We start from the raw sequence: 818 nt of genomic DNA on the forward strand, positions 1-818 counted from the left end.
TACGTACTGTCCCATTACGGACAGTGGGTTGCCCCATTCGGAGATCTCCGGATCAACGTTTACTTACAACTACCCGGAGCATATCGGTGTTAGTCCCGTCCTTCATCAGCTCCTAGTGCCAAGGCATTCACCGTGCGCCCTTATTCACTTAACTAAGTTACAGTAAATATAGCTTGTTTTGCCTTGTTGGTCTGTTAAAGACCACTTTCTTGCATTTATAAATCTAGCTTCAGCTCCCAGAAACGGTCGCTTCAGCTTTTTAAACATGATGTCGTTGTTACTCTTATTTAGTTTTCAAGGTACAAAAATGGAGCCTAGCGGGATCGAACCGCTGACCTCCTGCGTGCAAGGCAGGCGCTCTCCCAGCTGAGCTAAGGCCCCGTAATGAAAATAAGATAGTGGGCCTGAGTGGACTCGAACCACCGACCTCACGCTTATCAGGCGTGCGCTCTAACCAGCTGAGCTACAGGCCCATCTTTTTTCATTCTATATAAAATTAAGAGAATTGCTCTCTCAAAACTGAACGAAACAACCCAGTATGTTCCGAAATAGTCTAGCCCTAGTGGCCGGTAAACAGCCACTTGCGCTTTCTTATTTATATCCTTAGAAAGGAGGTGATCCAGCCGCACCTTCCGATACGGCTACCTTGTTACGACTTCACCCCAATCATTGGTCCCACCTTCGGCGGCTGGCTCCAAATGGTTACCTCACCGACTTCGGGTGTTACCAACTCTCGTGGTGTGACGGGCGGTGTGTACAAGACCCGGGAACGTATTCACCGTGGCATGCTGATCCACGATTACTAGCGATTCCGGCTT

Annotated in this window: 2 tRNA genes and 2 rRNA genes; all 4 read right to left on the bottom strand. The window is 48.7% G+C overall.

The window, feature by feature from the left end:
- Positions 1–154: ribosomal RNA gene (locus LZD48_RS18375) — 23S ribosomal RNA — on the bottom strand; the annotation flags it as partial.
- Between the two features lie 154 nt (positions 155–308).
- Positions 309–381, bottom strand: a tRNA-Ala gene (locus LZD48_RS18380).
- A gap of 18 nt (positions 382–399) precedes the next feature.
- Positions 400–473, bottom strand: a tRNA-Ile gene (locus LZD48_RS18385).
- Between the two features lie 134 nt (positions 474–607).
- Positions 608–818 (bottom strand): 16S ribosomal RNA (locus tag LZD48_RS18390); the annotation flags it as partial.

The sequence above is a fragment of the Oceanobacillus alkalisoli genome, from assembly GCF_021556485.1.
In the GTDB taxonomy this organism is placed as follows: domain Bacteria; phylum Bacillota; class Bacilli; order Bacillales; family Amphibacillaceae; genus Oceanobacillus; species Oceanobacillus alkalisoli.